The 24,248-nt window shown below is 41.6% G+C and carries 24 protein-coding genes; 3 read left to right on the top strand and 21 right to left on the bottom strand.

Annotated elements, in window-relative coordinates:
• Positions 1-7: 7 nt before the first annotated feature.
• From L0B18_RS08280 to L0B18_RS08295, 4 genes are all read right to left on the bottom strand, one after another.
• Positions 8-1,066: an alpha/beta hydrolase gene (locus tag L0B18_RS08280; protein ID WP_234571207.1), complete on the bottom strand. Its 1,059-nt coding sequence runs from the start codon at positions 1,064-1,066 to the stop codon at positions 8-10.
• A 124-nt stretch (positions 1,067-1,190) separates the two neighbouring features.
• A complete protein-coding gene (locus L0B18_RS08285) occupies positions 1,191-2,444 on the bottom strand; it encodes an RNA polymerase sigma factor (protein ID WP_234571209.1) in 1,254 nt (417 codons plus the stop codon).
• Positions 2,445-2,468: 24 nt separating this feature from the next.
• Entirely contained in the window at positions 2,469-2,810 is a 342-nt protein-coding gene (locus L0B18_RS08290) for a YciI family protein (RefSeq protein WP_234571211.1), read from the bottom strand.
• 50 nt (positions 2,811-2,860) lie between these two features.
• Positions 2,861-3,247 carry a DUF2784 domain-containing protein gene (locus tag L0B18_RS08295; protein ID WP_234571213.1) on the bottom strand — a complete coding sequence of 129 codons (387 nt, stop codon included), beginning with the start codon at positions 3,245-3,247 and terminating at the stop codon, positions 2,861-2,863.
• A gap of 377 nt (positions 3,248-3,624) precedes the next feature.
• Between L0B18_RS08295 and L0B18_RS08300 the strand changes: the two genes are divergently transcribed.
• Complete coding sequence (locus L0B18_RS08300; protein ID WP_234571215.1) at positions 3,625-5,496, top strand: sensor histidine kinase; 1,872 nt, start codon at positions 3,625-3,627, stop codon at positions 5,494-5,496.
• A gap of 11 nt (positions 5,497-5,507) precedes the next feature.
• Here the strand turns inward: L0B18_RS08300 and L0B18_RS08305 are convergent, their stop codons facing one another.
• The 6 genes from L0B18_RS08305 to L0B18_RS08330 form a co-directional block, all read right to left on the bottom strand.
• Entirely contained in the window at positions 5,508-5,969 is a 462-nt protein-coding gene (locus L0B18_RS08305) for a GNAT family N-acetyltransferase (protein ID WP_234571217.1), read from the bottom strand.
• 8 nt (positions 5,970-5,977) lie between these two features.
• Complete coding sequence (locus L0B18_RS08310) at positions 5,978-6,706, bottom strand: class I SAM-dependent methyltransferase (RefSeq protein ID WP_234571219.1); 729 nt, start codon at positions 6,704-6,706, stop codon at positions 5,978-5,980.
• A 66-nt stretch (positions 6,707-6,772) separates the two neighbouring features.
• Positions 6,773-7,789 (bottom strand): Hint domain-containing protein, encoded by a 1,017-nt coding sequence (locus L0B18_RS08315; protein WP_234571221.1) that lies wholly within the window; start codon positions 7,787-7,789, stop codon positions 6,773-6,775.
• A gap of 7 nt (positions 7,790-7,796) precedes the next feature.
• Positions 7,797-8,984 carry a pyridoxal phosphate-dependent aminotransferase gene (locus tag L0B18_RS08320; RefSeq protein ID WP_234571223.1) on the bottom strand — a complete coding sequence of 396 codons (1,188 nt, stop codon included), beginning with the start codon at positions 8,982-8,984 and terminating at the stop codon, positions 7,797-7,799.
• 21 nt (positions 8,985-9,005) lie between these two features.
• Complete coding sequence (locus L0B18_RS08325) at positions 9,006-10,586, bottom strand: flavin monoamine oxidase family protein (protein ID WP_234571225.1); 1,581 nt, start codon at positions 10,584-10,586, stop codon at positions 9,006-9,008.
• A gap of 139 nt (positions 10,587-10,725) precedes the next feature.
• Complete coding sequence (locus L0B18_RS08330) at positions 10,726-11,874, bottom strand: DNA integrity scanning protein DisA nucleotide-binding domain protein (RefSeq protein ID WP_234571227.1); 1,149 nt, start codon at positions 11,872-11,874, stop codon at positions 10,726-10,728.
• Positions 11,875-12,107: 233 nt separating this feature from the next.
• Between L0B18_RS08330 and L0B18_RS08335 the strand changes: the two genes are divergently transcribed.
• Positions 12,108-12,701 carry an outer membrane protein gene (locus L0B18_RS08335; protein WP_234571229.1) on the top strand — a complete coding sequence of 198 codons (594 nt, stop codon included), beginning with the start codon at positions 12,108-12,110 and terminating at the stop codon, positions 12,699-12,701.
• 111 nt (positions 12,702-12,812) lie between these two features.
• On the opposite strand, the gene L0B18_RS08340 is transcribed toward L0B18_RS08335, so the two are convergent.
• The 10 genes from L0B18_RS08340 to L0B18_RS08385 form a co-directional block, all read right to left on the bottom strand.
• The gene (locus tag L0B18_RS08340; RefSeq protein ID WP_234571231.1) at positions 12,813-14,573 is read right to left on the bottom strand and encodes a sensor histidine kinase; all 1,761 of its coding nucleotides are present in this window, start codon (positions 14,571-14,573) and stop codon (positions 12,813-12,815) included.
• Complete coding sequence (locus L0B18_RS08345; protein WP_234571232.1) at positions 14,570-15,613, bottom strand: ABC transporter substrate-binding protein; 1,044 nt, start codon at positions 15,611-15,613, stop codon at positions 14,570-14,572. Before L0B18_RS08345 ends, L0B18_RS08340 begins: the two co-directional genes overlap by 4 nt.
• 361 nt (positions 15,614-15,974) lie before the next feature.
• On the bottom strand, positions 15,975-17,120 hold the full coding sequence (locus L0B18_RS08350; RefSeq protein ID WP_234571234.1) for an acyltransferase family protein: 1,146 nt from the start codon (positions 17,118-17,120) through the stop codon (positions 15,975-15,977).
• A gap of 107 nt (positions 17,121-17,227) precedes the next feature.
• Complete coding sequence (locus tag L0B18_RS08355; protein WP_234571235.1) at positions 17,228-18,070, bottom strand: LytR/AlgR family response regulator transcription factor; 843 nt, start codon at positions 18,068-18,070, stop codon at positions 17,228-17,230.
• Between the two features lie 104 nt (positions 18,071-18,174).
• Positions 18,175-18,564, bottom strand: coding sequence for a VOC family protein (locus tag L0B18_RS08360; RefSeq protein ID WP_234571237.1), 390 nt, complete (start codon positions 18,562-18,564; stop codon positions 18,175-18,177).
• 20 nt (positions 18,565-18,584) lie between these two features.
• Positions 18,585-19,166 carry an O-methyltransferase gene (locus L0B18_RS08365; protein ID WP_234571238.1) on the bottom strand — a complete coding sequence of 194 codons (582 nt, stop codon included), beginning with the start codon at positions 19,164-19,166 and terminating at the stop codon, positions 18,585-18,587.
• A 67-nt stretch (positions 19,167-19,233) separates the two neighbouring features.
• On the bottom strand, positions 19,234-19,944 hold the full coding sequence (locus tag L0B18_RS08370) for a hypothetical protein (RefSeq protein WP_234571240.1): 711 nt from the start codon (positions 19,942-19,944) through the stop codon (positions 19,234-19,236).
• Positions 19,945-19,959: 15 nt separating this feature from the next.
• Positions 19,960-20,313 (bottom strand): VOC family protein, encoded by a 354-nt coding sequence (locus tag L0B18_RS08375; RefSeq protein WP_234571242.1) that lies wholly within the window; start codon positions 20,311-20,313, stop codon positions 19,960-19,962.
• 177 nt (positions 20,314-20,490) lie between these two features.
• Positions 20,491-21,480 carry a quinone oxidoreductase family protein gene (locus L0B18_RS08380; RefSeq protein WP_234571244.1) on the bottom strand — a complete coding sequence of 330 codons (990 nt, stop codon included), beginning with the start codon at positions 21,478-21,480 and terminating at the stop codon, positions 20,491-20,493.
• A 136-nt stretch (positions 21,481-21,616) separates the two neighbouring features.
• On the bottom strand, positions 21,617-22,540 hold the full coding sequence (locus L0B18_RS08385) for an SMP-30/gluconolactonase/LRE family protein (protein ID WP_234571246.1): 924 nt from the start codon (positions 22,538-22,540) through the stop codon (positions 21,617-21,619).
• A gap of 279 nt (positions 22,541-22,819) precedes the next feature.
• Between L0B18_RS08385 and L0B18_RS08390 the strand changes: the two genes are divergently transcribed.
• Positions 22,820-23,755 (top strand): D-2-hydroxyacid dehydrogenase, encoded by a 936-nt coding sequence (locus L0B18_RS08390; protein WP_234571248.1) that lies wholly within the window; start codon positions 22,820-22,822, stop codon positions 23,753-23,755.
• Between the two features lie 18 nt (positions 23,756-23,773).
• On the opposite strand, the gene L0B18_RS08395 is transcribed toward L0B18_RS08390, so the two are convergent.
• The gene (locus tag L0B18_RS08395) at positions 23,774-24,235 is read right to left on the bottom strand and encodes a methyltransferase family protein (protein WP_234571249.1); all 462 of its coding nucleotides are present in this window, start codon (positions 24,233-24,235) and stop codon (positions 23,774-23,776) included.
• Positions 24,236-24,248: the final 13 nt, after the last annotated feature.

The raw sequence follows: 24,248 nt of genomic DNA on the forward strand, positions 1-24,248 counted from the left end.
TCCGTCATCAGTTCAGATTATTTGATTCGGTCCACTTTTTGATTTCGCTCATCGCTTCTTCACTATGCCGTATTCCGTTATGTGAGGCGCCTTCAACAATCAAAAGTTGCCCGTTGGAATACTCGTCAATGGCAGGTTCAAATTTTGATGCGTCCATCACTTCATCCTCCGTGCCTACGATTATCAGAAGAGGTTTGTTTATCGCCTGCAGGCCATCCTTGTAATCGGCCGGCGCATTGCTCACATTGCTCCTGTGGCTGTAACGAGTAACCGGGCTGTTTTCAGGAAGGTTGAAAAAGAGAACATCCAGAGAATCATACTCATGAATTCCCAGGGAATTAAGCATCGTCAAACCTATCATTCGTTGAATATGAAGCATCATAAACGGTTCTTCAGAGTCAACAGGTTCCGTTCGCATCGTCGGATTGATGTGCCCCAAAGTAGGAGCCGTTAAGAGATATCCATCCACTTCCGGGAAATCATCTCTCATGGCGTATCGAAGAGAAATTCCACCGCCCATGGAATGTCCGGCAATGATGATTTTATGATCCGGTTTTCCCTGTTTAATCTGAGCAACGATATCTGCAAGATCATCTTCATACTGACCGATGTAATCCACATCGCCGGGACGTCCGCCCGATTGTCCGTGACCGCGGATATCCAGCGCATAGACTTCTGCTCCAGTGGCATCCCTCAAAAGGCCGGACATTTTGTTAAACAGAAAACTATTTCCCAAAACACCGTGAGACAAAAGTATGGTTGTATTCGATTCGGCAGGGAAATGCCGCGCAAATAATTTCTGGCCATCCCGCGCTTCAAAAAATGTTTCGCTGAATGAATAGGGCTGCTCAAATCCCAAATCGGCAAAAGCTTTGGGATCCATGGTAGCCGGAGGCGGATTCTGAAATTCAGGTTCTGGTGAATGGATCAATGCCAGGGCTTCCTGCACGATAGACACACTATCCTTTGGAGCCTCGGATTGAGCAAAGGCATGTTGTGATACGGAAAGAAAAACTACCAATACAAACAGGTTCCAGAAGAAGGTTTTTTTGATTGATATTCTCATAATCTATGATTTTTAAAGGTTCATTTACTCTATGAGTCGCACGACCTTCAAAAAATCACAGAATTATTTTCAAGGGATAGTGAATGGCATTTTGATGCTAAACCAGTTGGAGTGGATGTGGAGTTTAATTGCTGGAAATATTCTTTCGGTCGCATTCCTCCATTATTGACCGCAGGAATTGTTTATCCGCTTTGGAAAAGGCTGTATCGCATGCAACCTGGTAGTATGATTTTGCCTTTTCGTACATCCCGAGTTCTGCATGCATCTCCGCTTTGGCTGCGTAAAGCATAAATTCTTTACCCATTATAGAATACAAGTCAATCATTTCGAGAGCTTTTAACCCGGCTTCAGGTCCAGCAACTTTGCTACGTGCTATGGCATAATTCAGCCGGATGATTCCCGATTTTTCCATTCGCAGTAATTTTTTATAGAGTGATACAATTGTTTTCCAATCGGTTTGGAAATAATCGGGTGCCGAACAGTGGATGGATGCAATGGTACTCTCAAGATGATACTTGCTGAGAGATTCGCTTTTCCTGGATAATCGTAAATGGTGAGTAGCTGCATTCAGGAAATCTTTATTCCATAACGAGCGATCCTGAATTTTGAAATCGACAATCTCTCCTTCATTTCCGGTTCTCGCCGGGAACCGAGCCATAGAAAAATACATGAGTGAAAGAAGTGCGTGTGTTTTTCCGTGATTTACATCTGGAATTTCCAACAGCAATGTCGCAAGTCGTGCCGCTTCAAAACAGAGATCTTCACTGATTACATTTTCTTCATAGCTCCGCTTATATCCTTCCGAAAACATCAGGTAAACAACCGCGTAAACCGTATCCATCTTCTTTTCAGAGCTGCGGATGTTAGCCGTTGAAATGGTGTCGTACTTCGCCTGAATCTCTTTTTTGGCCCGGTAGACAGCTTTCTTTACAGCATCGGGAGTCATTAAAAGAGCACTGCCGATTTCTGCATTACTGAAACCACAAAGCGTTTTCAGTATGAACAAAATTTGTGTCTTTTCAGGGAGTTCAGGATAGCAACATGCAAACAACATTCGTAACTGGCTGTCTCTAATCTCATGTTCGAGAAAAAACGGATCAATTTGATGTGATTGCTCTAAACCATCGCCATCAAATTCAGTCAACCTGTTTGATCTTTTGATGGTATTGAGAGCTTTATTTTTTGCGACTTGCATCAGCCACGCTGAGGGATTCTCAGGCTGACCCTTAAGCGGCCATGTTTTTAATGCAGTGAGAAAGGTTTCCTGGACAATATCTTCGATGAGATTTGAATTCCGGAATCCAAAAATTCGGGTTAAAATGGCCGTCATCTTTCCCGATTCCGTTCGGAAAAGATGATCAACCAGCGAGTTTGTCATATGTGGTTTGGACGAGTTCAATAATCACATATCCGTTTCCATAATCTCGCGAACTTCAATACTGCCTCCGAGTTGAAGAACGGGGCATCCTTTGGCAAGTTCTGTTGCTTCTTCCAGACTACTTGCTTTGATGAGATAGTAGCCTGTCACCAATTCTTTCGATTCAATATAAGGGCCATCCGTAACCACAGCGTCTTTGCCTTTTACAGTTTTTGCGGGTTGTTCCAGCGGTTCGCCGGAATCATAATGTTCACCAAGTTCCTCAATCCACTTCATGTGAACATCAAATTCCTTTTGCATGTCCTCGGGAGAAAAATCAGTGTAAGTATTTTCATTTTCGAAAAGAATAAACATAAATCGTTTCATAGCAATCCAGTGTTTTTGAGTTAGAGTTCACAGGTATGACAATTCAGAAATTAAAAAGGGGACAGATTATTTTTCTTTTTCCAATCACGCCAATTCAACCAGCAGGATAGAAGTAGAGCAGCAATTCCACAACAAGCGGTTATGATGTCGATTGTATACGGATCCCAATCCATACCTGTCAGGTAATCCGCATAATATTTGATGTATGAAGCGGGCAGGTTCTGTTCACCGAGTTGGCGTTTTACATCCCAGTGCCAATCCGTACAAGGGCAGTATCCCAGACCATAGAAAAGACCAAGGCCAATCCACGAAAGAATCGTTAGGCTGATTGTATAAAGATGCAGCCGGCGTGTTCTCTTCCATGCCCAACCGGTTAGGTTGAAAAGCGTCAAACCACCATGAAAAATCACAAAGAAATAATTCAGAAATACGTACATCTCAAATTTTTAAACTGTTATTGTTTGAAGGATTATAATGCATGATGATGCGGTTTTTCTAATGAAGAAATTGATCTGTAAATCTTACACAAAACTATGGCATATATGGTAAAGTGATAAAATCAAACTGAAAATTAAAGCATAGGTTCTATTTGGTTTGGGAATATCAAAAGAGGGAAGAAACGCATTTTCTATTGGCGCACATATAGTTACTGAAGTCGGGATAAATTCGGGTTTTTTCTGATTTTAGAATGCTGTTCAAAGAGTTTCTATAAATCAAAAAAATTTCTTAGAGTTGGGGAATTCCAGCTACAAATATGTTTCCGCGGTAATTTTAAAAAGAGATCCATCAAAGAAGGTTTGGCAAACTTTTGGGTATGAAGAATTTTGAAAATTACAGGCTTATAATTTCGGTGGGTATCGGGTTGTTTTTAAGCATCCTTGCGATGGTTATTTGGCGTGTAAATCAAACAAAACTTGAATCCTCTCTGGCCGGCAAAGTAACGGATACCGGAAGGCTTATATCGCAGCAATTCGATGTTACTTTAAAAGAAAATGTTAGCCGGTTGGAAAATCTAAAAAGGCGTCTTGAAATGACCGACGGTGCCTATTTTGAATATTGGAACCGCGATGCCGCACAAATTGTGGAAACGGAAGAGACGTTCAAATTTGTGGAGTGGATTGACAGTACGATGACCATACAGAGAGTGGAGCCGTACGAGGGAAATGAAGAAGCGGTAGGGCTGGATATCTCCCGGCTGGATTACAGGAGGTCAGACTGGTTACAGGCACGAAACGATTCCATATTTAATATGACGCACTGGCTTGAATTGGTTCAGGGCGATAAGGCTTTTCTTGTGGATGAGCCGGTATACATTAATGGCACTTTCTATGGTACCATTACAGCCGGGATGGACTTTACCAAGCGGTTTAATGATATCATGCGGGGACTGGATGAATACCATGTCAGGATAACCGATGAAAGGGAAGTTATTTTTTATACGTTTGGGAGTTCGAAGGGAACCGATGTGTTCACTGAAATGGCCGTAAATAGTACAATTGAAGTTGGCGATGCAAATAACGGTGTTTGGTCGGTTACAATGATTCCGAACCACCTTTTTGCCGATATAAATTCTATCTCGGACAATACGCTTGTATTGGCTCTTGTGGTCATCCTCAGTGTATTGGTAGCTATTAGTTTCTTTTTAACTCAGAAATCTTCTTCGGCTCAGCGGACTTCAAAAATAGCAAATGATCAGTTCAGAGCTTTTATAAATGCAGCGCCGATAGGCATTTATGTAATCGATTCAGAAGGTATTGTTCTGGATTTTTGGAATTCGGCTGCTGAGAAAATGCTGGGATGGAAACAGGAGGAGGTTCAGGGAAAATTACTGCCGCACATTACCCATGAATATAAAGAGGACTTCAAGAGAATTATGCGTGACGTCAGGAAAAATGACGGGGTTCTTAACTACGAGGTAAGAAGAAGGAGAAAAGATGGTATTGAGAGAGTGTTTCGTATGCATGTGAGCAATGTAATTGGAGAAGAAGAGCGTATGATGATACTCCTTGAGGATATTACAAAGGAAAAAGAATATGAACAGCAATTGGAAAATTCTCTTGAAGAGAAAAATATTCTTCTCTCAGAAGTCCACCACCGGGTAAAAAACAACCTGGCAATTATTGTTGGGCTGATTGAGTTGCAAAATTCCGAAGTCGTCAGTGAAGAAACGAAATTGAACCTTTATGAGACAAAAAACCGAATCTACTCAATTTCGGCTGTTCATGAGTTACTCTATCAAACCGATAATTTCTCTGAAATAAGTTTTGTTGAATATATAAATGAATTGGTAAGTCGTCTAAAGCGAACCTACGACGATGGCAAAAATCCCGTAACCATTAAAATGAATATTACCGGATTAAGTGTAAATATTAACCAGGCCATTCCTCTTGGTTTGCTTCTTAATGAATTGATCACCAACTCTTACAAGCATGCATTTAGCGGCGTTAGTAACCCTGAAATTTCACTTGATTTGAAAGAGCAGGAAGGCTTTATAGAAATTCAATACGTGGATAACGGAAAAGGTTTTAAAGTAGATTTTTTTGAAAAAGCCTCCTCACTTGGGGTCACGATTGTTAAAACGTCGTTAGGCCAACTCGGAGCCGAATACGAAATTTTCAGCAATCCGGGATTTGGAATTCGATTTCGTTTTCCTGTTAAATCAAAAGGGGCACACTCCAATCTATAGCATCGACGTTTTTATAACTGTCTTTTCATAACCAGAACTTTTTTTCCATTGTACTTCGCGCTGTTAACCGGTGTCCAGCCGAGGCGTTTATACAGCCCCCCGTCAAGTTTTTCGGTTTGTAAATAAAGTGTTTCGACCATGTAATATTTTGCTACTTCAACAGCTTTCTTCACAAGCTTTTCGGCTATCTTTTTCTTTCGATGTTTGTCCGATACATAAACCCCGCCAAGCCAATGTTCTTTTTCGGGGTAAAGATTCATCTCATAGAATTTTAGCTGAACAGCACCCACAATTTCATCATTTTCAACAGCAAGGAGGATGAGTGGAATTTTGTCCCGGTTTAAATATTGATGCAAGAGTTGAATGGTTTTCTCTATGGAACTTACATCCTGAAGATATCCCCACTGGTTAAAATACCATTCGGCAATCGTGGGAATGGCATCAGGGCGATCCGCTAAATAAACGAAATTCATGATTGATTCTAATCTGTTTTAACGGCACCGAAAGCCGCGAAACAAGAGTTCTTGTGCAAAATATCTACATGGCTAAATCCGGATTTTCTCAGCAGATCAAGCTGCCAGGTGACTGGGCGGGGGGTATCCTCTTTTTCGATATAGGAAAAAACTTTGTTCCTGTAATCATCTCCGCCAATCGATTCGAGGTAGTTGCCATATCTTTCCCACATCATTTCGTGGACAATCTCATGCTCATGACTGATCAGATCAGTAATCCAGATGCTTCCACCGGGGGCAGTCAGGTCATAGATTTTCTGGAAGGCTGTTTCCCAGTCGTTGTCGGATCGGAGATGATGAAGTACCGCCGCCGCAATAATAATATCGTATTGTTCTGAAGGAAGGTCTGCTTCTCTGAAATCTGACTGGAAGGTCCGGATTTTACCTTTGCAAATTTCGGAGATTCGTAACTCAGCACGTTCCAGCATGGGTTTGCTGAGATCTACCAAATCACAATTCACATGAGGAAGCAGTTCAAGCAGTTTGAGTGTATTATTGCCGGCTCCGCAACCGATATCTAAAATATTTTTTGCATCAGGATTGGTACTGGCGGCCGCACGGGTGATGAGTTCCATGGCCAGCGGCGCATCAATCGTTGCCTGCTGGCCCGTTTCAAGGTTTGAGAATCGTTCAACATCATGATCAAAACGCTGACGAATATCCTCAATAGTAGATTTGTTTTCAAAAGAAGTCTTCATAAGTAGCAAGTTTGTTTATTACAAAGAATACAAATCCTTCGTTTTACCTGCTATATAGAATTCAAATTACTTCTGCCGGACAACCACTCCATTAATTAACAATGTAGATCCTTTTTCTGCTTCAATACTATAAACCGGCTGAACACCGTCTGTCAGTTCACGGGTATTAAATACAGTGTAGGATTCATAAGATTTATTTTTTGGATTCCAGGTCAAAACTTCTTCGCCCTCCCGGATTTTTCCAATCTCTTTTTTGCCTTCATTTGTCATCATTGGATGATTGGGTGTTGCCTTGAGCGTTTTAAAACTCAGGTTAATGAACAGGCCTTTTTCCGTTTGATTTTTTTCATCCTGAAGAAGTGTAAGTTCAGAAATGGCATAATTTTCAGGAGTATGTGAAACAAGCTTACTGACTTCAATCATTGAGCTGTTTCCTGAAGCCGGATCAAAAGCTATAATTTTGTCGCCTTTTTTAATTTGGTGTAAAGGCAAAGATTCGCCTGAATCAAGTGTTACAAGCTGATCGCCGGGAAAGCAGATGTCTGAGCCGTACGTAGCATGTTCCGTATCGGTCAATTGGCCGTTATTCATGCCTTTGTACATCTGGAAAGCCAGCTCTCTGGAGATCACGTAAGAGAGTTTCAGAACAAAATTTTCTTCCGTGTTGTTGATACTATGAATGTCTTCAAAGTAACGTTCCCAAACGTCTCCGCTTGCCGTATAGTTGGGAACCAATGCTTTGAAAAGCTCATCTTTTTCATTCGTATAAAAAATCATAGTACCAAGTTCCTGAAGGCCGTCCCGGACAATAAATTTATAGATATCCACCCGTTTTCGGAGGCCGTCGTCACCGGTAATATAAATCGGCTTTCGCATTTCGTAACGATCAAAAATGTACTGGCCATCATCAAATTTGACATACGTTACATTGTCCAGATCTTCGATGGTTTGAGTATGAGCCAATTCATATTCTTCCAAGGTAATCGGCCTTGGATTGACATCAGAACCGGCTTGGGCTAAAACCCCGAGAGGCAATAAAACAGATATGAGAGATATGAAGAGAGATTTTTTTGGGTAAAACATAGTTTAATTATGAGATTTGTGTAAAAGCGTCAGCGAAAAATGCCATTTCTTCCATCTTGCCAATACTGACCCGGCACCAGGTTTTTCCTTCAAAAGCCCATGAACGGATTCCAACTCCGCGCTTTCTCATCTCCATGATAAACCGTTCTCCATCCATATGGATTGGAAACAAGACAAAATTTGTATCTGAAGGAATCGGTGAATATCCTTCCTGCTTAAGCGTTTGGAGTAAAAAATCCTTGCTTGCGGCCGATTTGGCTTTGGCATCCGACATATACTCTTCATCCATATAGGTAGCTGCAGCGGCGGCCAAAGATGTAGCCGAAATTGAAAATGGGCCGGGTGTGTAAGGTGCCAAAGTCTCAATCATTTCTTCGCTTGCAACGAGATAACCGACGCGAAGACCGGCAAACCCATATAGTTTCGAAAATGTTCGGGCAATCATCACATTGTAGCCTTCTTTTACCAGGTGTATCATACTGTTTTTATCCGGTTCATCCAGGTAGTCGATGTATGCTTCATCAATAAAGACGGGAGTTTTTTCTGAAACACGTTTGCAGAAAGATTCAAGCTCTCCGGCTTCCAAACTTGTACCGGTGGGGTTGTTTGGGTTACAGATGTAAATGAGGCTTGTGTTTTCGTCAACAGCTGCTTCCATTGCTTGCAGATCCAGTTTGTATTCATCATTCACCGGAATCCATCGAACTTCAGCCCCAAATGATTCCGCCGATTCAGGAAGATCTGCATAGCTGGGTTCACCTGTAACAATATTCCCCAATTGACTGAAATGCAGAGAAGCAGCTAACAAGAGTGGGGATGATCCGGCGGCGAACATGAGATTTTCCGAAGGAAGTTGTTCATATTCAGCGATCTTCCCTGAGAGCATGCCAATTTCGCGCATCGCATAGCGATAACTTCCATCAATGGAATCTCTGATAGCTTGCTTGGCTTTTTCGGATGGCCCGAAAGGGTTTTCATTTGCAAAGAGCCGCGCTTTGATTTCGGGTGGCATCATCTGTCTGCCAAATTCCTCATCAGAGATAAACCTGCGGGGAGAAGTTATCGGTCGCAAGGGTTTGTTCATTTTTGATCTGCCATTTAAGAGACCAATCGGGAGCGCTGCAAATCCAAGTCCGCCGGCCATGACGGTTCCTGCAGATTTCAGCCATTCTTTTCTGTTCATTTTATGAGCCATGATGTGTTCCTGTTTAATGGATTAACCACTGGTTTTGGGATATTCAAAATGTTGTTCGTTAACGCGGCTGTGAATTTTACCTACAACACTGCGGGCCGATTCAAATGCGCCTGCCATCCAGGCGTTAAGGTATGTCATATGTTCTCCCGCAAAATAGACGTTCCGTTCCGGTTCTTGCAGAACCTTGTAGATGGTTTCGCGGGTCTGGGAATTGTATTCTGCCCAACCGCCCAGGTTGAATTTTGTTTTGTGCCAGCTTACCGAAAAAGAGCTTTCAAATTCATCGCTGTATTGGGGATGAATCATACGGCCTTTTTCAAGTGCAAATTGTTCGCGTTCGGGGTACGAGAGGCGTCCGATACGATCGGCGCTGTCACCAAAATGATAGCTGCCAATCAGAATTCCTTTTTTTGATTGATAATCATTTGAGGGATAAAAAATTTGGGTCAGATCGTTATTGGTTCGGGTGATTCCGCCATAAATTCCTTCATCTTCTTCCCAAAAGCGCCGTTTGAATTGAAGGCCTATTTTACCTGTAGTGTTGTAGGAAGAATAATCGATGGCCCGCGTCACATTCCCGGAAAAATTATGATCCAGGTACGTCAGGACTGATAAGGGAATTGTGCAGATACAGAAATCTGCTTCGATCTGAGATTCGCCTTCAGGTTTGGAATACGTTACCGTAACTCCATCCTCACTATTCTTGATAGATGAAACTTCTGCCCCAAGATGAATATCAGCATGAACCTGTTCACCCAGTGCCTGAGCAATCCGATCCATACCGCCAACCGCCTGGAACATTGTCATTTGGAGCTCCAATGTATATTCGGCAACATTGTAAAAATCGGGCTCCATCAACCCGGAAGAAAGATATTCGCTCAATCTATAAGCTTCAGAAACTTCACCGGGCTCTGTTCCGGGCGATGTTTTATATCCCCGGCGGGCAGATGCTTTGTACAGTTTGTCAACGTCCAATCCTCCCTCAGCCCGCAGGTATTGAATGAATTTTTCCACGTCTTGGGGTGACATACTTAAATTCAGCGCTTGCTGATCCACAGCTTTGGCAAGGAGTTCTGCCATATGTCCGCGTACATCATTATGGATTTCGCGGGCACGAATTTTTTGGTTGGAAAGCGGGCCTTCTCCTTCACTGAAAAAGTATGCCGCTTCGTTGATGTTATTATAGATTTCCAGCGGAACATTCAGTGTTTTGCAATAATGGAGCGTCAAATCATGGTGATGCGGAATACGGCTTGGGCCGGCATTGAAATAGAGGCCGTCATCAAAAGAAGCTGTGTGCGAACCCAAATCCGTTTCTTCATTGGAACTTCCATTTCGAACGCTCCAACATCTTCCGCCGATTCGGTTACGCGCTTCCAGGATTGTGCAATGATATCCCAGCTTTTGAAGTTCGTAAGCGGCTGTTAATCCCGTTAGTCCCGCGCCAAGAATGAGAACATGTTTGGCATCATGGGTTTCGGATAAATCAAACCTGTGGACGGGCGCTGCTTTTAAAAGATCTAAAGCCAGAAGTGAAGTATAGGCACCGCCAAGAAGGGTACCGCTTTTGATAATAAACTCTTTTCGGGAAAGACTGCGCAAGAGGTATTAAAATTTGATTAATAATAATTAAGCAATTATGGTATTGCATATAATTATTTAATGCAATTTTATTATTGATCAAAATAAAATTAAATACAAAAAGAAGGGCGTTATCTTATTTGAAAAATCGAATCAATTTTCACGAAATTTTTTTCAATAAAATCTGATCGATTTTAAAACAATTTGCTGAATCAATCAGGTTGCCGCAGACATCACAATTGGCGTTTTTTTGTTCTTCCCAACCGGGGAAATCCAGAACGGTGATGTGATAATGTTTTCCGCAATTAGTGCATTCCCTTTCGTATTCATCTTCAGAGGCGGGTATGTCGTTATATTCGCGTACAATTTCAATCAACTCTTCATTGGGTTGAATGGAGGCATAGTCGAGCGTAACAAGGTTGCAGCCATCAGAAAAGATGGACACCGGTCCGTCCATGGAAACTGTTACAATGATGGCTTGTGGATAGTCGTAGCTGAAACGCCGTGCAGATGTATGGCGGGTTCCGGCGTACGCTTCAATCATTTTTTTGCTGGCCTCGCTGTATGACAGATGGGTTTGGCCGCCTAAAATTCTGTTTTCATGGTTGATAATGACGGCACCGTCGTTATATGTAATGTACTGTTTCAGCATCTGTTGGTGACTCGGGGTATTAAAGTCGAGGTTAAAGGTATCTTTAATGGGAGACGCTGTCTGTTGATATTTTGAATCCAGCCAATACACAATCGTTGCCCCAATTCCCCGAAGTGAAAGTTCGTAATAGGCAAACCTCAGTATTTTTGAGAAATTTTCGGTATCGAGATCCGGGAAATGCATCTCGATTTTTTTGAGCGCAGTATTCAGTTCGCCAAGAGTGCGCCATAAACGGTGTTCACAAATATGAATCTTTCCCTGATGGTAAATGGACAGGCGTTTATCGGACCGAATCAGAACCGCCTCGTGGTCGGATTTACAAAAGCTTAAAATTTCAGAATCGAGAAGAGCGTGATCAAACGCAGCCGTATAGATGGTATCTCTGCCCTGGATACTGAGTCCAAAAGTTACTTCTCCGTCGCAAAAGGTAGGTGTATATTCATCAATAATTTCTGTGGTTTCTTCGGGGAATTCATCCATAAAGAACATTCCCCATTTTGGCATTTGCTCTTCATGTGGTTTGGCAAACATGGCAGAAGCAAGATAGTTTTTGAATTCAGGAAATTTTTCAAGGATTTCACCGATATAGATTCGGTTTATCTCCAATTCCTTATCCAAAAGTTCAATCTCCTTCGAATATGCCTTCTTAAACATCATAGTTGAGGAGTCTAATTACCTTGATTTTTTACCCCGAAAAGCGCTGTTGAAACTCATTTAAAGCCAGTTAAAATTTTAGCGAAAAAACTATTTGCAAGCAACTTTCAATCATATGTGCACTTTTTTGGCTTTAATGAGCTCATAAAGGCCGAAACAAAAAAAGTGGGAACATATCCACATTCACCGTGCTTTAAGTAGTGTGAAGTTGAAATAATCAAGAAAACAGAAATATCATGAAGAAATCATTATTACTTCTGACGTTTTTAATGGGAGCACTTACAGTAGCAGCAAGTGCTCAGAGCGCATCAGATCGCGCAGCAATTAAGGATGCATTTGGTATAGGTCCTCGCTTAGGATACTATAAAGCAACAGATGCTGACGAAGGTAATTTTTATGGAGGATTGCAGGCACGGCTCAGATTGGGCGCAGTGGTGGGTCTTGAAGGAGCTGTGGATTATCGTGCAGGGCAGGAATATGGTTTTGGTGACTATACCGTAAAAACCAGTTCTATTCCTGTAACGGCATCACTGATGCTTTTTGCACCAATCAGCAACAGTTTTTCACCTTATGGATTAGCCGGTATTGGCGCGTATTACACCAAATACGACTATGAAGGGGCCTTAGCAGAATTTGCAGAGGATGATGACAGCAGTTTTAATATGGGTTATCATCTTGGGTTTGGAGCTGAATTTCCATTCAACGAAAAAGTTGCCCTGAATGTGGACTACAGGTACATCTTTTTAAACCCTGATGATAATGAGGAATCATTCGAAGACGCAGATCTGAATTCAAATGCATTTACTGCCGGACTGATGTTTTATTTCTAACGAGAGAATATCAGAAGTGAGCAAAAGAGCCTGTTGCTTCTTAATGGAGTAGCAGGCTTTTTTTATGGAAAAAATAAAATGTGGTCTTTTTATAGAGGTTGCCCACGCCGCTTACGTGGAATGGCCTGATGGCTTGCTTTCAATTTTTTTAAACTGAAAACGGGCAGCGGTTCCTCTATCATTCTTAATTTCGAATGTACCTTCCACCTGTCTGATAAGGGTTCGTACAATGGTGAGGCCAAGCGATGTCCCATCTTCTCTTAGAAAAACGTCGGGAATTCCTATTCCGTTATCACGCACGGCAAACTCTATATCTCCATTTTTTTGATGGACAGAAATATCAATCAAACCGGTTTCCTGATTTTTAAAAGCGTGTTTGTAAGAGTTGGAAATCAACTCATTCAGAATCAAGGCACAGGGAACGGCCTGGGTCACGTTAATTGCAAAAGAATCAGAAGAAATTGTCACGTCTATGTTTTTCTCAGGGTCCAGGCTATTTTGGATTAAATTTACAAGGTTTCCGATGTATTCATCCATAGGGATGGAAGACAAATCAGATGAACTATAGAGCAATTCGTGAATCAGAGTCATTGTCTTAATCCGCCGTTCACTTTCCCCTAACAGGTTTTCAATTTCGGGATTATCGGTGGAGACTCTTTGCATGTAAAGAAGTCCTGATGTTACTGCCAGGTTATTTTTCACACGGTGATGAACTTCCTGAAGCAGGATGGTTTTTTCTTCGATGGATTTCTCCAGTTCATTTTCATACTTGATATAATCCGTGATATCTAATCCTACTGTTTGAGATGCTTCACGCCCAAAATACCGGATGGGGACAGATTCTATCTGTACAAAGCGTTCAATTTTATCGAGGCCATATACTTTGCGAATTGCCGGTGTGTTAATTCCGTTTCTTTTATTGGGTTTATCTGTTTTTCTTTTTATCTGAGATTCACTTTGAAGGAAAAAATCATAGGCAGATTTTCCGATGAGTTCTTCGGGTGTGGAGGCTCCCATCATTTGAGCACCCGCAGGATTAATAAACTGAATTTCACCGTCTATGTGAATCATAACCAAATTCGGATCCTGTTCAACAAGCCCTTCCCATCGTTTTTGATTTTCCTCAGCTTTTTCGCGTGCCTCCCGTTCTTTATTAATTTGCTCCTGGAGGCGCTGGGTCATCAGGTTAAAATTCTCCGCCAACCGTTTGTGTTCGTCATTGCCTTGTAGTTCAACCCGTAAGTCAAGATTACCTTTGGCAATTTGTTGAGTTCCTTCCAGAAGTTCTTTCAGAGAATTTTTGATACGGGTTCTTAGCTGGTACAAAAGATATCCGAGAAGCGTCACCACCGGAATCATAATCATCAGGAAGTTGATTTGCTGGCTGACCTGTATTTCCCGTATCGTTTCTCTGCGGTTCGATGCAATATTATGGGAGATAGTCAGCAGCATTTGTATATCGGATCGTATTCGCGACTCTGCCCGCTCAAGGAGCCGGTACCGGTCAATGATATCCGGATAGGCCTCGGGATTTTGCCTGATTTTTTCAATCAGCTGAAATGCACTTTGGATTGAAGACAAAGAATTGGAAATAACATTGGTTTCGGAGAGATCTTCAATGTTTTTTTCGTAATAGGTCAACCGGTTAAAAAGAATATTCCAACTGTCCAGATGGCGTTGTTCCCTGTACTCAAGGTAGTTATCAATAACCAGGTTTAGTTCTGATACCGTTTTTGTAAAATCGCTGATCTGGTCAATTTGCTCAAAATGCTGGTCGACCTGGAATGTGGAATACCACAAGTAAAGATAAAGGCCAATAACGGAACCTACCGATAGAATTGTTACGATATTCAGGCGTGATTTAATCGTCATCTTACCACTGTGATTCCGCGAGGGTGAACGTCCTGCATGGGTCTGAAATTCACAAATTGTTGCATGTCTTCGATGGTTCTATCAGCATAATTATTACGAATCATCCATCGGCCCTGGTCTTCAAGTAAAGTGAGCATTCGTTCACTGAGTGATAGTTCAAAATCAATTTCACTCCAAAGAGATTTGACTACTTCTACAGGAGTTCCGGTCCGTTGTGCCAAAAGTTCCTGCGTATAGTCGGGATTCCTTTTGATATAATCCTGCGCTGCCTTAATGGATCGCAGATATGAGCGTAATACTTCGGGGTGAGATTCGGCATACGAAGCGTGTGTTGTTGAAAGCCATAAAGTGGAATACGTCAGATCTGTTTTAAGATATGTTGCATTTTCCCCCAGCTCATTTTGAGCAAATGAAGCATAAGGTTCCCAAAGTACGGCCACATCAATTTCTCCATTTTTAATGGCTTCCACCTGCTCTTTCGGATCCATGTTAATCGTCTCAAATTCATCATTAGAGATCTGGTGTTCCAGCAGGAAAGAGTCAAGGAAGTAATCGAGTTGTGTGCCTTCAAGCAAGGCTACCTTTTTGCCGACCATATCAACAGGTTCGGAGATTCCATGGTCTTTTCTTGCAATGATTTTCTGAATCTTATTGGAGTAGACCATATCAGCAAAAATTTGAAAAGAAGGGGCAGATTCTCCCGAATAATAACTTGTGTCTAAAAGCGAATAGAGAACTTCTGTTTCTGCTACATGAGCTATTTGAACAGTACCATCAAAAAGATCTTTCAGCGAAACTTTTCCCGAGGGATTGGATTTTAAAGTAACGTCTAATCCATTTTTTTGGAAAAAACCTCTATCCAAAGCAACATACGTAGCGGCCTCCCCCTGATAGGTAGAAGTGATGCCAATCTGAAGCGGTGTTAATTCCTGTGTATTGTCAACATTTGGTTGAGCACATCCAGTAAGTATCAACCAAAAGAAGACGGAAAGGAGCCCTCCCCAAAACTGGCAATGATATTTGCTTCGTACGTCTTTCATTAAAGGGGAGAGAATAATTTTCAAAGTACCCTCAGCGATAATTCAATGCCAATACAATCAATTCTAAAGAATTATTATAATAATTTAATACTGTATGACTTGCAAATAGCTGAAATATTTGATTTTCAAAGAGTTAAGAGACTTTTCTAAAAAGAAATTTTGCCGTCTGTGTCGGCAAAATAGATGGCTGGTGATCCAAAAAAGAAATTACATCATTTACTAAGAAATGACTGAATTGAGCTTCACTGAAAAATAGGAGTACCTGAAACTAATTGCCAGTTATCGCGACTCTTTCAATAAATTCTGAAATATTTTTCAATTTGTAATTGACTGTACGTATAGATTGGTCTGGCGACGCGATTCAAATTTTTACCTTTACTCCGAAAAGGGGACGAAGAATGGCAGATCTTCGGATCAAAAATTCGTAAATAAGCCAACTGATACCAAAGGTTCCGATCACCATTAACGCGAATTTTGGAGCCAATCCCCAATTAAGATCCATCAGGTAAAAACCAATAATAACCGTTATGGTTTGATGCAGAATATAAAAAGGATAAACGGCCTGGTTGCAGTATTGAACCGCATAACTTTTACGATTTAAATAAACCGCAGCATATCCAAAAAGAGTAAGAATCCACGACCAGAGATTGACCACTTTAAAAGCTGCCTCTGTAAAGTGAACAGGTGTGGAATCTTCGAATATCATCCGAATTCCAATCATACAGCCAAATGAAATGATGCCAATCCAAAGCGTTTTGTATTTGATCTGATCAACCGCGATCCAGAATTCCTGCTTCACACTGATCAACAGAAAACCATAGAGGAAAAGTGTAAGGCTGCTTATGAAATTAAACCAATCCCATACCAGGTTATGAGTAATCGGGAAGAACGGTTCCATAAGAGATTCAAAGAGATAAAGAGGAATTATAAAAAGGTAAAGGCTGAAAGGATTTTTAAGCAGCAACTTTCTCAATCCATTTAAAAAAATGTTTTCGGGATGATTACGAAAGTAAAGAAAAACCGGCGCAAGAATTATTGAGTATACCAGCAGATAAGGCAGAAACCACAAATGATGCCAGCTAAAATTTCCTTCAGGATAAATTCCTGTATAAGCCGGACCCATTAAATAATCAAAAAAGGAAGCTGTAAATGAACCGTAAGCAAGGCGTTCTACATAAACCTGGGGCGGTACAATAACCAGCATGCCAAAGAGCAGTGGAATAAGCAGACGAATATGGCGCTCTTTTATAAATTGCCAGCCGGATCGGTAGGAGAGGGCAAAGGCTGTTCCCATCCCGGAGATGACGAAAAGTATTGGCAGTCTCCACTGGTTGACAAAGAGCATCGGCCAGCGAAGCCACTCGTAAATTTCGTTGTTTTTGATATGCCATCCCCAGGGCACAAAAAACATTCCGACGTGGTACAAGATTAAAAGTGCAAAGACAATGACGCGAAGCCAGTCAAGATCGTATCGGCGGATTTTTTTAGGTTGATTAGAGGTTTCCATGAATCATTTCAGATTTATTATTTCTGTTTGATTCGAATCTACGTTGCCGAAATGGACAGGTTTAGGCGTTGTGATGAATGGCAAGCTTTTGTTACGAATAACAAAGACTACCCAAAAACCCGGTCAAATAATTCAATTCGGCTGCGGGAAACCGGTACCTGGAAATCCAGGTTTTTGATGGAAAGTTGATACCCCTGGGCATTGCCGGACACTTTTTCTACCTGTTGAATATTGACCAAATATGCCCGGTGTGTCTTGATGATAAAAGCATAGGAAGACAATTGATCTTCAGCACTTTTTAGCGTCATCCTTTTAACTTTCTTTTGAGATTTCTCTCCGTTTTTAAGAAAAAACTCAAGATAGTTTCCGTCTGATTTGATACAAAGCAAATCGGCCGGCGGCAAGTCAAAGTGATCTGAAGTGAGTTGTGCCTCGATTTTAATTGTATCAGGATCGGATTCAATTTCCATTTTAGGGACAGAGATCTGATTTGCTCTTTGCTGATTTCTCTTCGTAAGAAACTTCAGGTTGATTACCGAAATAATAAAAAGAATGATCGTCCCAACGAGATATGTGTTTTTAATCTCTTCAATAAAATACCGTAGCGATACATTAAACGGATTATCATAAATCATTTCTCGTATGAAAAATTGCCCGCTTCCGATCAGCAAAAAAAGAATCATAAAAAAGGAGATCTCTTTATAGATTTTCCAGTCCTCTTCATTGATGAATTGAGAGGCAGCGAAAGAGAAAAGGATGTAAATGGTGGCAGCATTTGCTGAGTGAAGAAGGCTTATAATCCAGTAGCTGAAATAGTGTTCACTTCGAGCAACATTAAATGGTTCCAGCAAAAACTCGAAAAGAAATGCAAAAATAAGGATCAGGGCAGCGATGGTCAGCAGTTTTTTGCCCTGATGAAAAAATGGATATGGTTGTTTTAGAAAGAGCATGAGAATTTTGTATCGGGACCCTCAAAAAAGGTTGGTACGTAAACAAATGTTAGAAAAGAGTGCCGTTAACCGCAAGATTCTGAAACGTACATTTACGGACAGGATCAAGTTGTAATCTCTACTCGATTTCCATCTGGATCGGAAACCACACTTTCATAATATCCATCACCGGTTCTTCGGGGGCCATCCAGGATAGGAAAGCCGTCATTTCTCAGGATTTCTGTCAGTTCATTTACTTTTTCTTCTGAATCCACTGAGATCGCCAGGTGAGCATATCCAAAGTATTCTTTTTCGGGGGATTTTGATGCGGATTCGATATCAGGTCGCTGCATGATTTCCAGCCGGGCTCCGGAGTCAAATGTTAAAAAATAGGATTGAAAGTTCTTCTTTTGATTGGTGTAAAGCTCATTTGAAGTTGCATCAAAATAGTTCTCGTAAAATTCTTTTAACTGTTCCAGGTTTTTGGTCCAGATAGCGATGTGTTCAATTTTCATGGAAAGTAATCTGTTTCGAATTATGAAAGCCGGGTGCAGATGACAACACCGGTAGCCCATTCAAGCTGACAAACGGAAAAGTTTTCTTTTTGATGCAAAATTTCCAAAAGCTGGGCGGCCTTTTGGTCATGACCTTCCGGCCAGTTGGATTGAGGCAGCATATCATCAATTACATAAAATCCGCCAGGCTTTAAAAGCTCAAGAGTTTCATCCAGTAAGAAATATTTTCCCGGCCAGGCATCCGCGAAAATCAAATCAAAGGATGCTGCTTTTTGATGTTGTATAACTTTAAATCCATCTTCACAAAGAAATGTTACACGGGGATCGGAGTCCAGATATCGGACAGCAATTTTTTGAGGAGCTTCATCATTATCAACAGAAAGCAGGGAAGAATTTGCACACATTCCAGAAAGAAGCCAGGCCGTGGAAAGTCCGGTTCCTGTACCAAGTTCCAGAAATTTTCCGCCCGGTTTTGAAGAAGCCAGTGTCTTCAGAAGTGAGCCGGTTTTTCTTTCAGACGGCATGGAGAAGCCGCTTTCATTTGTAGCAATTTCAATCTCCCCAAGTTGTTCAGGAAGCTTGTGAAATATGAAATCATTCATTTTAAAAAATTCATTTATTAACGCAGATTGATTTCCATACGAGTCATATCCGTCTTCGTGTACAGAACTATTTGATCCTGTACGTAATCCCAAAACGGAAAAACCGTGAGTACCGCTCTCTGTTACCTCCGATTAAATCTGCCGAATAGTTGTGTAATCCATAGGAATATCCTGCCGAAATTCCCCAGCTATTATAGTATACCGTCAGGGATGGCGTAATTCTGATATCGGTTCCGGGACTATTTCTTTCTGTATCGGTTTCAACTGTAGTGTTATTTCCGAGATTTGCTTCGCCTTTCTCCCGGGTAACGGTGTTGAATCCAAATTCCGGGCCAATTACCAGATCGGCTTCAACTTTAGTAAAGGTGAACCTTTTTCCCAGATGAGGATAAAGGGTCATAAATCCATGAGAGAGTACTGTGTGGCCATCCAGAACTTCAGGTGTTACTGAATATTCACCGGACACACCATTGATATGGACTTTGCTTTTTAACATTTCATACCCGGCTTGAAGTCCTGCAAGCAATCTGCGATCGGTTACACGCCTGATTTGTGCTGCCATGCCATACGAAAAGGCACTTTCCGTTCCATATGGATTATTCGTGTAGTTATCGATCGAGCCGATATCACTGACAATAATGATTGAACTCTTCGTTGCAGATTCGCCTCCAAAAGAGAACAGTCCTGAATTCAGGTGAACAGAATACTCTGTGTTTTGAGCAGTGACGCACTGGATGATGAACAGCGATAGTAAAATCAAAAAACCAAACTTCTTCATGGTCCAATTAATTTCCTAATTATCGGACCATACTGCAAGTTCATTTCCACTTGGCTCGGTAAAATGAAACCGGCGGCCACCCGGAAATGAGAAAATTGGTTTGACTATTTGTCCGCCTGCACTCTGAATTTTTTCCTGAGTGGCTTCCAGATCGTTACTGTAAAAAACAATCAGAGTTGCACCATTTTCTGTTAAGGATTTTTTATCTGATTTGTAGAATCCGCCATCCAGATGGTCTTCCTTAAAAGCGGTGTATTCATGTCCGTAATCCTGGAAGGACCAGTTGAAAACCGTTTCAAAAAATTTCTTTGTTGCCATTATATCGCTTGCGGGAAGCTCCAGATAATTGATAGTGTCAGGTCTATTCATAGAGCAAAGATTTTTTAATATTTAAAGATGAACATCCTCTTTAAACAATTGTCGTTTAGAATCTTGTGAAAGTCAATAGGATTACATCAAAACAAGATGCAGGAACAGCGAAGAAAGGGAAATGTTTTCGAAAGTCTGTACAATTCCTGCAATTTGGCTTTTTGCAGGTTTCGTTTTTTAAATAACCTCAAGGACAAATTTTCCAACATAATGATCGTTCATCTGCCGATGCGCCTCTGCCGCGGCTTCAAGGGGAAAGCTTCGCGCGATATGAACATGGAATGTGTCTTTTTCAATTAGGTTATTCAGTTTTTTGTAAACCTCAGGCGATGAGTTCATACTATAAGCCTGAAGATTTATTCCTTTAATAGCTTTCGGTTCAGGATCAATTCCGTTCGGATAAGCTGCACGCCCGCAATCTTTAATCATTTTCATGGTTTCATTTGCCGCTTTTCCACCGGTTGTAAACAATGCAGCATCAAAACCATCCGGGGAAAAATCTTTGACAGTTTTTATAAAATGTTTGTCATGCCCGTTCACAACACCATCTGCGCCCAGTTTTTGGACAATATCTACACCATCTTTTCCCGAGGCGACCCCGAAAACTCGTGCTCCCATTGTTTTTGCAAGCTGTACGGCAAGGTGACCAAGTCCTCCGCTTGCTCCAAAAATGATGATTGTTTCATGCGGCTGGAGTTTTAAAATGTCGTCTAATCCGGTCAAAGCCGTGATAGCGGCAATCGGAAGGGCACCGGCTTCGAGCATACTGAGGTTTTCGGGAATCGGCATGACATGCTTTGCTTTTGCCGTTGCATATTCAGCATACAAATTTGCCGTGGGACTCGGCGAGCCATTTATGTAAACTTTATCGCCTTCATGAAAATGCATTACATCATTCCCGATTTTTAGAATCGTTCCTGAAGCTTCCCGCCCCAGCGTTTTGGGGAAATCGGGATTTTTACCACCATTCGCCTTCGCAAATAAACCTTCCCGTTCTTTGGCGTCCCAGATACCTACACCGGCGGTATGCACACGAATTAACACTTCGTCCGGTGCTATTTCAGGAATTGGGAATTCCTGTATCTGTATCTCATCAGCGCCACCAAATTGATGAATGGCTACAGCTTTCATTTTATCGCCTTTTTGGGGTTTTGAAATCTCAGTCATCACTCTTCTTTGTTATCAAAAAAATCGTTTATTGATTCAATTGTTTAAACCTGATAGCGGTTGGAGACATTCCAAAAGTTAAACGGAGATATAAAAAAACCTGATTTAAATAATCATGGTTTAAAAAAGCAAATAATCATTCCGTAGGGAGTTGCCAAATATCTACCCGGTTAAGGGCAATATAAGGTACAGCCACTTGCATTCTTTGCGTATCCAGACCAATATCTGCCGGTCGTCCCGGAGTATGGATTGTTATATAATTTTCTCCTTCATAAAACACATGCAGGCTTGAATCTGCCTGGCTTGCTGCAATCATACGTCCGTTTACGAATTCAATTCCGTCAAAATTACCGCCGCTTTGGGCATTGGTGTATTCTGCATATCCTTGGTCGCCCACAACAAGAGTGGGGAACATAGTTGCTCCTTCCCAGGGGGCGAGAATCAGGTTGTTATCGGCATCAATCGTTATTCCATTGGGAGGAGCGGGGAGATCTTCAACCAGAACAGTGGGAGTTCCGTCTTCTACTCTATAAACAGCAGATTTCCCAGTATCGGTGATATAGAGATAACCGTCAGCCCCCAAAACCACATCATTTAGAAAGCCGGGTTCGAGATTTGTGAAATCTATAAATTCCAATAACTCTCCGGATTCTGTATCAAACCCGTGAACGCCATGCGCATCAGCTGCCCAAAGTGTATCCCCGGAAATGTACATACCACGAGGACCATGCAGGGGGTGCATTTCGGATCCGGTCATGAATCGCAGTGAATCGATGGTTCCGTCTGGAGTAACCCTGGATATAAATCCGTTGGCATCGCCGGCAGCATCTCCATTAAAATTGGAAACAAAATAGACATCATTGTCCGGATCGTATCGAACGGCTTCCGGCCCGGAAAATCCAGTAATACTCACCAAAACATCGGTTGTATCCTGCACCGAATCCCATGTTAAACGATTTGATTCCATTTCATCTGGTTGTTCTTGCTGTTGCGTGCATGAAAGTGCTGCAAAACCTATCAAAAGCGCGGCCGGTAGAATTTCTGTGAGTATTCGTTTCATAATTTGAAGTCCTGTTTATGGATTAAGGAGTTTTTTGATTCATCTACTGGATCATGAGAATCAAATACACCTGCAAGGCAAAAGCTATTTTACCCTAAGGCTAATCTACTGATATAATTGGGCTTACTTTAAGAGCTGATAGATAATAGTTAAAGACCTGAAAAACAAAAAGAAGCTAAGGCAGGTAATTTCTCGGATGCAAGTTTTCCTTTCTTTCAAGCGACTCAGCATAAAGTTATATTTCACTTAAAATTCCAATAGAATTAAAAACTTTTTGAAATGAATATTGTATTTCTTGATACCAAAACCGTGGGCGATGTCCCAAATCTTGAAGATCTGAAGAAGCTGGGGGATACTACGTTTTACCAGACAACATCTCCGGATCAGACCGGGGAGCGAATCAAAGAGGCGAATATTGTTATTACGAATAAGGTAGTTCTGGACAGAGATTTGATAGTAGGAGCCGAAAATCTCAAGTTAATCTGCGTGGCTGCAACCGGCATGAACAACATTGACCGGGATGCCGCAAAGAAGGCAGAAATTCCGGTTAAAAATGTAAGCGGATATTCCTCCAACAGCGTGGCCCAAACTACATTTGCCATGATTCTTCATCTGGTTCAGAAAGTTGCCCGGTTCGATGAATTCGTGAAAAGCGGTAACTACGCCAAACACGATATTTTCACCAACCAGGAAATTACCTACTCCGAGCTTAACGGAAAGCGGTTTGGGATTATCGGGCTTGGAAATATCGGGAGTAAAGTTGCATCCATAGCAGAGGCGTTTGGGGCAGAAGTCGTCTATCATTCAACATCGGGAAGAAACTTGGATCAGCCCTATCATCACAAAGAGTTGAATGATCTGTTGAAAACCTCTGATTTTGTTTCCATTCATGCACCACTAAATGAAGATACAGAAGGGTTGATAAGTTATCCTCAGTTGGAAACGATGAAAAGTTCTGCTTACCTCATCAATACAGGGCGGGGTGGAATTGTGAATGAAGCCGATCTGGCAAAAGCTCTGGATGAAGATCTAATTACCGGCGCAGCACTGGATGTTTTTGAGCAGGAACCCATGAATGCCGAAAACCCGCTGTTAACGGTAAAGAATAAGCATAAGTTGGTGATGACACCCCACATTGCGTGGTCGAGTATTGAGGCGCGAACTGAATTGATTGCTGGAGTGATGGAAAATATTAAGAAGTTTTTGGGTGAATAGATTTTCTGTGGAGAGGGGCTAAATCCATCTGCGAACGGATTTCTTGTACTCTACGAATTCAGTACCGAAATTTTTGATCATCGCTGTTTCTTCCGGAATAATCTGAAACCGGTTCATGTAGATGATGAAACCAATCAGACAGAAAATATTCAGGAGATTGCCGAGATAAATACACCAGCCAACCAGACCCAAAAGCAATCCGAGATACATTGGATTGCGGCTGATTTGATATACTCCTGATGTTACAATTTTAGAGGCGTTTCCAGGTTTTTGGGGATGAACAGTGGTTTTGGCTTTCCGGAATTGTGCCAGGCTGATCAAGCCAATAATCACAGCGATGGTAAAGACCCCAAATCCCAACCATTTCTGTCCCGGAAAATCGTAGTTAAAATCCGGAATATAATTTGATATGATCCAGATGAAGCCAGCAAAAGATAAAAACACGAGTACGGGTGGAACCTTTAGTTCAAGGAATTTCATAGGGTAAAGACTA

Source organism: Rhodohalobacter sp. 614A (genome assembly GCF_021462415.1).
GTDB lineage: Bacteria > Bacteroidota > Rhodothermia > Balneolales > Balneolaceae > Rhodohalobacter.

Excerpts from the sequence above, each read along its gene's own strand:
- L0B18_RS08280 (WP_234571207.1), bottom strand. The coding sequence starts at position 1,066 with ATGAGAATATCAATCAAAAAAACCTTCTTCTGGAACCTGTTTGTATTG.
- L0B18_RS08285 (WP_234571209.1), bottom strand. The coding sequence starts at position 2,444 with ATGACAAACTCGCTGGTTGATCATCTTTTCCGAACGGAATCGGGAAAG.
- L0B18_RS08290 (WP_234571211.1), bottom strand. The coding sequence starts at position 2,810 with ATGAAACGATTTATGTTTATTCTTTTCGAAAATGAAAATACTTACACT.
- L0B18_RS08295 (WP_234571213.1), bottom strand. The coding sequence starts at position 3,247 with ATGTACGTATTTCTGAATTATTTCTTTGTGATTTTTCATGGTGGTTTG.
- L0B18_RS08300 (WP_234571215.1), top strand. The coding sequence starts at position 3,625 with ATGAAGAATTTTGAAAATTACAGGCTTATAATTTCGGTGGGTATCGGG.
- L0B18_RS08305 (WP_234571217.1), bottom strand. The coding sequence starts at position 5,969 with ATGAATTTCGTTTATTTAGCGGATCGCCCTGATGCCATTCCCACGATT.
- L0B18_RS08310 (WP_234571219.1), bottom strand. The coding sequence starts at position 6,706 with ATGAAGACTTCTTTTGAAAACAAATCTACTATTGAGGATATTCGTCAG.
- L0B18_RS08315 (WP_234571221.1), bottom strand. The coding sequence starts at position 7,789 with ATGTTTTACCCAAAAAAATCTCTCTTCATATCTCTCATATCTGTTTTA.
- L0B18_RS08320 (WP_234571223.1), bottom strand. The coding sequence starts at position 8,984 with ATGGCTCATAAAATGAACAGAAAAGAATGGCTGAAATCTGCAGGAACC.
- L0B18_RS08330 (WP_234571227.1), bottom strand. The coding sequence starts at position 11,874 with ATGATGTTTAAGAAGGCATATTCGAAGGAGATTGAACTTTTGGATAAG.
- L0B18_RS08335 (WP_234571229.1), top strand. The coding sequence starts at position 12,108 with ATGAAGAAATCATTATTACTTCTGACGTTTTTAATGGGAGCACTTACA.
- L0B18_RS08340 (WP_234571231.1), bottom strand. The coding sequence starts at position 14,573 with ATGACGATTAAATCACGCCTGAATATCGTAACAATTCTATCGGTAGGT.
- L0B18_RS08345 (WP_234571232.1), bottom strand. The coding sequence starts at position 15,613 with ATGAAAGACGTACGAAGCAAATATCATTGCCAGTTTTGGGGAGGGCTC.
- L0B18_RS08350 (WP_234571234.1), bottom strand. The coding sequence starts at position 17,120 with ATGGAAACCTCTAATCAACCTAAAAAAATCCGCCGATACGATCTTGAC.
- L0B18_RS08355 (WP_234571235.1), bottom strand. The coding sequence starts at position 18,070 with ATGCTCTTTCTAAAACAACCATATCCATTTTTTCATCAGGGCAAAAAA.
- L0B18_RS08360 (WP_234571237.1), bottom strand. The coding sequence starts at position 18,564 with ATGAAAATTGAACACATCGCTATCTGGACCAAAAACCTGGAACAGTTA.
- L0B18_RS08365 (WP_234571238.1), bottom strand. The coding sequence starts at position 19,166 with ATGAATGATTTCATATTTCACAAGCTTCCTGAACAACTTGGGGAGATT.
- L0B18_RS08370 (WP_234571240.1), bottom strand. The coding sequence starts at position 19,944 with ATGAAGAAGTTTGGTTTTTTGATTTTACTATCGCTGTTCATCATCCAG.
- L0B18_RS08375 (WP_234571242.1), bottom strand. The coding sequence starts at position 20,313 with ATGAATAGACCTGACACTATCAATTATCTGGAGCTTCCCGCAAGCGAT.
- L0B18_RS08380 (WP_234571244.1), bottom strand. The coding sequence starts at position 21,480 with ATGACTGAGATTTCAAAACCCCAAAAAGGCGATAAAATGAAAGCTGTA.
- L0B18_RS08385 (WP_234571246.1), bottom strand. The coding sequence starts at position 22,540 with ATGAAACGAATACTCACAGAAATTCTACCGGCCGCGCTTTTGATAGGT.
- L0B18_RS08390 (WP_234571248.1), top strand. The coding sequence starts at position 22,820 with ATGAATATTGTATTTCTTGATACCAAAACCGTGGGCGATGTCCCAAAT.
- L0B18_RS08395 (WP_234571249.1), bottom strand. The coding sequence starts at position 24,235 with ATGAAATTCCTTGAACTAAAGGTTCCACCCGTACTCGTGTTTTTATCT.